Genomic DNA, 7,439 nt, shown 5'->3' on the forward strand with positions numbered 1-7,439 from the left:
CTCTCCGGGGCGGTCCGGGCCCGCCGGAATCCGGCCTCTCAGCGAAAGAACCACCCTGTGACCAGCACCACCCCAGCCCGACGAGCGGGGAGAGAGCCGGCCCCGCGGGCGATCAGCCGGCCGCCGCCCCGCGCGAAGCGCCGAGGTGCGCCGGAATCGCGGGAGTCACCACCTCACGCCACGTCGAGCCGGGTGGCGTCTCCATCCGCGAGCAGACCCCCACGGTTTCGAGCGCCCGGCGATAGGCGTTCATCTGCCTCTCCGGTGATCCGGCCCGCCCCCAGAGGTCGCCGATCTCGCGCCAGAGCCTGGCCGACTGCCTGTCGGTGAGGGAGGCCGACGTGGTGGCCGGATCGGCGAGTGCCTCCTGCGCCTCCACCAGCGCCGGGCCGCCGTCTTTGGAGCGTGCCAAGGCGAGCTCGGCCAGGACCACGTACGCCATGGCCGGCACCGCCCCGCGCACACCGGCGAGCAGGCCGAGAGCCCGGTCCGACAGGTCGGCGGCGGCGTCCACGTCGCCGGCGCGCAGCCGCACGCGGGAGAGCACGATCAGGCTCCGGGCGTGTTCGACCGCCCCGGGTGACAGGCGCGTGAGGACCTCGGCCGCGGAGGCGGCGAACTCGCCCGCCCGGTCAAGGCCGGCGTCCTCGGGGCTCGCGGCGGTGATCCACGCCCAGCACATCGCGCTCCGGGCGTAGTCGGAGGCCATCTGGGTGGAGCGGCCGGCGGCGATGGCGTCCTCCGCGAGCCGCAGGGCCAGCGCGGAGTCCTTCTCCGCCGCGGCCGCGCTGGCCTGCCACAGGCCGAGAACCTCCGGACCGCGGTCGACGGCCTCGGGCATGCCGGACGCCGACAGCACGCGCTCGGCATATGCCAGGTCGATCTCCGTCTCGGCGAGCACCACGGCGAGGTCGAGAGCCAGGGCGCCCTGGTCGAGCCCGAGCCGAACGGCCTGTGCCAGAGCGTTCAGCCCGAGATCCCGGGCGCGTAGCGCGTCACCGGCTCGGTGGTAGCAGCGGCAGAGCGCCACGACGACCGGCAGGTCGGCAAGGCGCTCGGGATGCGCCGCGGCCTCGCGGCGAAGCCCCTCGTAGGCCTCGACCGCCTGCGCCGTGTACCCCTGGGCCTCCAGCGCACGAGCCTGGCCGAACCTCGCCTGCGCGGCGAGAGCGGCGTTGTCGTCGCCCGCGGCCCTGACCGTTTCCGCGAAACGATCGGCCGCCACGGCCGGATCCCCGTGACACAACTCCAGCTCGGCGTGGCGCAGGGCGAGCCCGGTGTCGACGCGCTGGTGCGGCTCGATCCCGTGGAGCAGGAACTCGATGCCGCAGCCGAGCCGCTCGGCGAGCAGGCGCGTGACGTTCGGAGTGGGATTCCGCTTCCCTGACTCGATGAGCGAAACATAACTGTCAGACAGGTCTGGCCCGGCCAGCTGCGCCTGGGACATGTGCTTGCTCAACCGCAATCTGCGGATGCGGTCACCGATGCTTGCTTGACTGGCCATCAGCACACCCGTTCCGCCGGCGGCACGATGAGATCCACGCCCCACTCCTTACGCACGGTTTATTGTCAATTACAGTAGATCGTACTGCCCTTTGTGGCCAGCATTGTCGCGGTCCAACTGAGATCACGAACAGCTCACGACCTCGCCCGGCCCCGCCATGAGATCGCAGCCGTGCGCGCGACCACGACGGTCGCGGCCCGTCTCTGACCCCGTCGCGAGATCCCCGGTACAGGTGAGCGGTCATGGCCGTTCCCGTCCGCTTTCCGGTGCCACCTCGGTGAGGGCGGCCGGCCGGGACGACGGGAACTCCCGCTCCGCCTCGTTGCCGGCGAGACCGAGGGCGGCCCGGTCCGCCCCGGTGTCACGGTCATGACCGGGTGACCGGCCTGGGACCTCAGGCAGGTGTGAGGATCACCACCGGGATGTCGCGGTCGGTCTTGCGCTGGTAGCCGGCGTACTCGGCGTGGATGCCGACCATCTGCCGCCACAGCGCGGGCTTCTCCTCGGCGGTCGCGGTCCGCGCGAGGGCCGTGAACGTCGCGGCTTCCACCTGCACCTCGACCTGGGGCAGGACCAGCAGGTTGTGGTACCACAGCGGGTGGCCGGTGGCCCCTCCGTTGGAGGCGACGACCACGTAGGCGTCACCGTCACGGCCGTAGATCAGCGGGGTGCGCCGGCGCACCCCGGACCTGCGGCCGACCGTCGTCAGCAGCAGCGTCGGCCGGCCGTGATAGAGGTGGCCCTCCGCGCCGTTCGACTCGACGTACCTGCGGGCGTGCTTGGCGACCCAACCGGTGGGGGAGTCGGTGATCTCATCGCTCATGCCGCGCACGCTATCGGCCGTCGGCGACATTTCTTGATCCGGTCCTTCCTGCCCGCACCCGCGAGGGCGGTCGCCCGGGGGCGGCCGAACACCGGGAAGCGCCACGCGGGTGTCATCCGGCCCGCTCTCCGGGAGCACATCGGGCGCGGCCGTCGTGCCAGGACGCCCGGACCAGTGCCCGTTCCGTGGCCGTGAGATGGACCGCGGCGGCGAGCCACGTCCAGGCGTACCGGTCGCCGCCGGAGTCGGCCAGGCGGCCGAACACGTCGCGGGTGCGGCGGTCGGCCTCCGCGGTGAGCGCGTCGACGAGGTCGGCGGCGGTCGCGAAGCCCGCGCGGCGGAGCGCGGCCCGCTGGGCGAGGGAATCACCCCGCGCGGACTCCGCGACCGCCCGCCGCCCGCCGGAGACGGCCAGCTCCACCAGGCGGCGCGCCCGCCACAGGGGTGCGGCCGCCACCGGGTCCGTACCGGCCTCGGCCGCCTCCTCCCAGGGCCGGCAGTCCTCGCGAGACGGGAGGTGGGAACCGCGCAGGCGGTCGTATCCGAGATCGGCGCGGTCCATCCACTCGGCGGGCAGGCGCAACGTCGGACCGGCTCCGGGAACCGGCCCGATCGCGAGCGGGCGCAGGGTGGCGGCCCTGTCAGGGTCCAACCTGCCGATCACCCGTACCCTCAGCCCCGGCCTGGAGGCGAGCTGCCGCAGGTTGGCGACATGGGCCAGATCGGGATGGGAGTCAGCCGGCGCGAGCCGGACCAGCGGTCCCCGGAGGGAGCCGTCGGCGCCGGAACGTCCGGCGGACGCGGGGAACGCATCCGCTCCGCCCCCCGGCTCCGCACGGGGCGGCAGCTCGCGGGCGAGCACCCGATCTCCCTCGGCGCCGACGATCACCAGGTCGCATCCGACCGGCTGCCCCGCTCCCCCGCCGTCCTGCGGATCGCCCCAGGGGTCCTCGGAGAATGTCACGCCGGCGGTCTCGGCGAGCGGCCTGGCGAACAGGGCCGCCAGCGGCGAGGCCGACCAGGACAGACCCGCGACGGGGTTGGCCCGCACGCCGCGACCCGCACCGAGACGGCCCTCGGGCGAGATCGTCGCGCCGGAGATCAGCAGTCCCCCTCTGGCCAGCCGTGCGTGGTCGAGAGCCGCGGCGCCGAGCGCGACCGTGGCGGTGCCGGCACCGCGGGCACGCGCCGATCCTCCGGGCCTGACGTCGGCGACGGAGAACCAGCGGCCGTCCTCGGCGACGAGGTGGGTGACCACCCCTCCGTAGCCGGTGACGCTGATCACCGGTTCCCGGCAGACCCCGTACACCTTCAGTGCCTCGCCCTGCCGGTAGGCGCGGCGCGCGGTTCCCACCAGGGCTGGATCGGGGTCGGCCGCGGCGAGCCTGCCCGCGGTCAGCAGGAGTTCCCTGAACGCGGAGACCAGGTCGGCCAGGCGGTGGCCGTCATGGCGTGCGCGAGCGGCACGCAGGCCGCGCACGACGCGCAGGGCAGCGGCCTCGGCCCTGTGCAGGCCCGCCAGCCTGGCGGTGTGGGCAGCGCGGAGCAGCTCCGCCTGGGGTACCGCCCCGGCACCGGGCACCCCGCCTACGAGCACCGCGGCGGCGGCGTCCCACAACCCGGCCGCGGCGGCCACCTGCCTGGACCCGGGACCGGCCTCCGTGGTGGCTCTCCCGGTTGTGTTCTGTGCAGTTTCCTGGGTCGTTTTCTGTGCAGTTTTCTGGCCGGTAGCCGGGGCGGGGGTCGCGCCCGGGTCCGCGTCCGAACCGGGTGATGCGTCGGTGACCGGCTCGGAGGTCTCGGGCAGGCCGGCCTCCGCGACCGGGCAGGCGCTCAGTACGGCGGCGCGGTGCAGGCAGCGGGGCGCGAGCAGGCAGCCGCACCGGGCCGCGCCGGGGTCGGCGATCGTCCCCGAAGGGCCCGGAGTGAGGGTGACCACCGCGTCCTCGCCCCAGCTGATGGAGACGACCTGCCCTGAGGCGGTGGCGGCGAGCCCGGCGCAGCGCTCGATCGCCGCGTCGAGCTTCTTCCGCAGCCTGGGCGTGAGGTCCTCTACCGCCGAGGCGACCACATGCGGCTCCACCGGTGGCAGTTGCCCGGCCGGGGAGGCGGAGGCTGGCAGGTTCAACGAGTCTCTCCTCGAAGGCGGTCGCCCACCCAGCGGGCGAGGGCGAGCGGGCTGAGTGCGGCGACGGGCATCCCGGCCGCGACGAGCTGACGCGCGACGGGCACCGAGTAGCGCGGGGCCCCGGTGTCGTCCAGGGCGGCACAGCCCAGCAGGTGCACGCCGGAGGAGACGAGGGAGCGGACCTCGCCGAGAAGCCCTCCGAGCGGGTAGCCCTCCTCGAAGTCGCTGACCACCACGACGAGCGTGCGACTCGGCACGGTGACCAGGGAGCGCGCGTGGGCGAGCCCGGCGGCGATGTGGGTACCGCCGCCGACCCGCACGTCGAGCAGCAGGGACAGCGGATCGGCGACCCGGTCGGTCAGGTCGATCACCTGGGTGGAGAAGGCCAGGAAATGGGTGGAGAGGGTGGGAACGCCTCCCAGGACGGCCGCGGTCAGCGCGGACCAGACCACCGAGGCCTCCATCGAGCCCGAGACGTCGACCACGAAGACCAGCCGCCAGTCGGCCTCGTTGCGGACCCGCGTGCTGAAGACCGGCCGTTCCGGGACGACGAGAACCCTGCCGTCGCCGGTCCTGCGGGTGTGCGCCAGGTTGGCCCGGAGGGTGGCGGGCAGGTTGAGCCGGCCGCCGGGACGGCGGGTGGGACGTGGCGTCGCCAGGCCGGTGAGCGCCGGGCGCATCCGGGTGGCCAGCTCCCTGGCCAGCTCGGCGACCAGACGGCGGACCAGCGGACGGAGCCGGGCCAGCCGCTGCTCGGGCAGCCCGCCCGCCAGGGACAGGACAGAGGTCAGCAGCTCGATCGACGGGCGTACCGTGTCGGGGTCGAGCTCGGACAGTACGTCGGTCCGCCCGCCGTCGGCCGCACGGGCCAGCACCTCCTCCCGCACCTCGGTTCCGAACAGGGCGTCGAGCTCCGCTGCCCACTCGCGCGCGGAGGGGAAGGACACGCCCTGCCCGCCACCGTCGCCGCCGGGCCCGAAGTCGGCCGCTCCCTCTCCCCTCCCCATCCCGTACAGCTCGTCCAGGGCGTCCGCGTAACGCCTGGCGTCGGCGGGCAGTCGCCCGGTCTCCCTGCCGAGGAGCAGCCGCCACCGGTCGGCCGGAGCGAGTCGCCGCGAGGTGGCCTCCCCACCCACCGGGGGCACCGGCTCCGTCCTTCCTGCGGGCACGGCCGGGGAGGCCGGCTCCCCGGCGACCGTGATCGCCTCGGCCGGTGGCGGGGGGATGCCGGGCACGCGGAGCCGCAGGGCGTTCAGCGCGGCCAGCCCGGCGGCGTCCGCGGCGGTCCAAAGGGCCAGGATCTCGGGCGGGGCGCTCAGTGCCAGGTCGAGCCGGTCGCCGAGCCGGTCGGTCACGGCTCGCAGCAACCGGTCCCGTGCCGCCGGGGTGAGCGTGTCGAAACCACCGCGCAGTGCGGGAAGGCGATCCAGGAATCCCTGGTCGCCGAGGCCGTCGACACGGTCGAGCAGCGGGTCGAGGGCCTCGGCGGCCGACTGCAGGAGCGGGCCCGCGGCGACCAGCAGGCCGGCGAGCGCGCGGGACAGGCGATGACGCCCCTCCGGGCCCGTGGCGCCGTCGACCCATCCCGCGATTCGGGCCCCGAGGGTGCCGGGCGCGTCCAGGTCGAGCAGGACCCGGGCGGCGAGCGCGGCCCCCTGGACGAGCGGTGAGCCGGTGCGCGCGAGCGTGCCCAACGCGTCGTCGAGACGCAGGCCGAGCCGGTGCTCGGCGGAGCGGGTGGCGAGCGCCGTCAGGGCGATCGCGTCCTCGGGCCGGTCACTGCCGGCCAGACCTGGCAGGGACCGTACGGCGGCCTCCAGCAGGGTGCCGAACAGCCCCGCGGCCCGCTCCCGGCTCTCCGGCGTGGTTCCTGGAAGGTGCTCGCGGCGCAGCGCCTCCAGCAGGTCGAGGGCCTCGAGCAGGTCGGGCAGCCCCGCGGTGGCGGGGAGCACGGCGGCGGCGTCCTCGATGCGGTCCGCGACCAGGTCCCGCAGATCGCAGGCGGCCGCGGCCCGCAGTCCGGTGAGAATCGCCGCGCAGGTGGGGCCGCCCTCGGTGGACTCCCCGCGGAAGGTCTCGCGCAGCGTCCCCGCGGCGGCCAGAGCCGCGGTGACACCCCGGATGCCCGCCAGGTCCAGCAGCGCGGCGACCGAGGGGGTCCAGGAGAGCGACCAGCGGGTGGTGAGTGCCGTCGCGTCACCCGTGCCCGCCACCTCGGTCGGCCGGCCGTATCCGGTTCCGCACACCAGCAGGCGTTGCAGCAGGATCTCACGGCGGCGGTCCAGGTCGGAGCGGAGCGGGTCGAGACGGACCTCGCGGGGACCTGGATCGCCGGGATGGGGCAGCCGCAGCTCCGCCAGTTCGGCCTCGACCGCGGGGCCGAGCCCGGACCGGGGCGTGCCCGGCGCGATCCTGCCGCGCTCGGTGCCGACCAGGACCGTCTCGAGGGCGCGGGCGAGTGCCCGGCCGCGCCCGAGGGGTTCGCCCTGGCCGAGCACCGTCGTCACCGCCTCCAGCAGCTCGCCGCGCCCCGGCGCGGGCAGGCCGCGCAACCGGGCCAGGTCGCAGGCCAGCCGGAGCGTCTCCACGGCCTCGCCGGTGCCCGCCGTGTGCCCGGCGGCACGCAGCTCGCGGCAGAGCTCGGTGATCATACGGGCGGCGGCGTCCCTGATCTTCCCGGGATCGCCGCACGCGGCGAGGACCGCCTGCTGCCAGCGCGGGTCACGGATGCCCGCCGGGTAGCCGGATCTGAAGTCGAGCAGGTCGAAGGCGTACGGGACGAGTGATGTGGCGGGCGAGGGGTCCTTGGCCGCCGGAGTGCCGGGGGCGCCGATGTCGCCTCCATGGACCACCTGATCGGGAGCGACCAGGGCGGGGGCGTGGAAAGCGCCCTCCCCGGCGTTCCCGTCGACCGGTGACGAACGCCCCGGTCCGCCGGGCGTACGGGCACGGGACCGTCAGGAGGCCAGATACTCCTCCCTGAC

The 7,439-nt window shown here is 74.9% G+C and carries 4 protein-coding genes and 1 pseudogene; all 5 read right to left on the reverse strand.

The window, feature by feature from the left end; all coding sequences use genetic code 11:
• Nucleotides 1–112 precede the first annotated feature (112 nt).
• On the reverse strand, nucleotides 113–1,504 hold the full coding sequence (locus tag ABT130_RS46345) for a helix-turn-helix domain-containing protein (RefSeq protein WP_350966312.1): 1,392 nt from the start codon (nucleotides 1,502–1,504) through the stop codon (nucleotides 113–115).
• A gap of 394 nt (nucleotides 1,505–1,898) precedes the next feature.
• A complete protein-coding gene (locus ABT130_RS46350) occupies nucleotides 1,899–2,327 on the reverse strand; it encodes a nitroreductase family deazaflavin-dependent oxidoreductase (protein ID WP_350966313.1) in 429 nt (142 codons plus the stop codon).
• Between the two features lie 112 nt (nucleotides 2,328–2,439).
• A complete protein-coding gene (locus ABT130_RS46355; RefSeq protein ID WP_350966314.1) occupies nucleotides 2,440–4,455 on the reverse strand; it encodes a hypothetical protein in 2,016 nt (671 codons plus the stop codon).
• Nucleotides 4,452–5,135, reverse strand: coding sequence for a vWA domain-containing protein (locus tag ABT130_RS46360; protein ID WP_350966315.1), 684 nt, complete (start codon nucleotides 5,133–5,135; stop codon nucleotides 4,452–4,454). Before ABT130_RS46360 ends, ABT130_RS46355 begins: the two co-directional genes overlap by 4 nt.
• 108 nt (nucleotides 5,136–5,243) lie before the next feature.
• Nucleotides 5,244–7,334, reverse strand: a pseudogene (locus ABT130_RS46365) (DUF5682 family protein); the annotation flags it as partial.
• Nucleotides 7,335–7,439: the final 105 nt, after the last annotated feature.

It is taken from the genome of Streptosporangium sp. NPDC001681, assembly GCF_040298085.1.
Taxonomy (GTDB): domain Bacteria; phylum Actinomycetota; class Actinomycetes; order Streptosporangiales; family Streptosporangiaceae; genus Streptosporangium.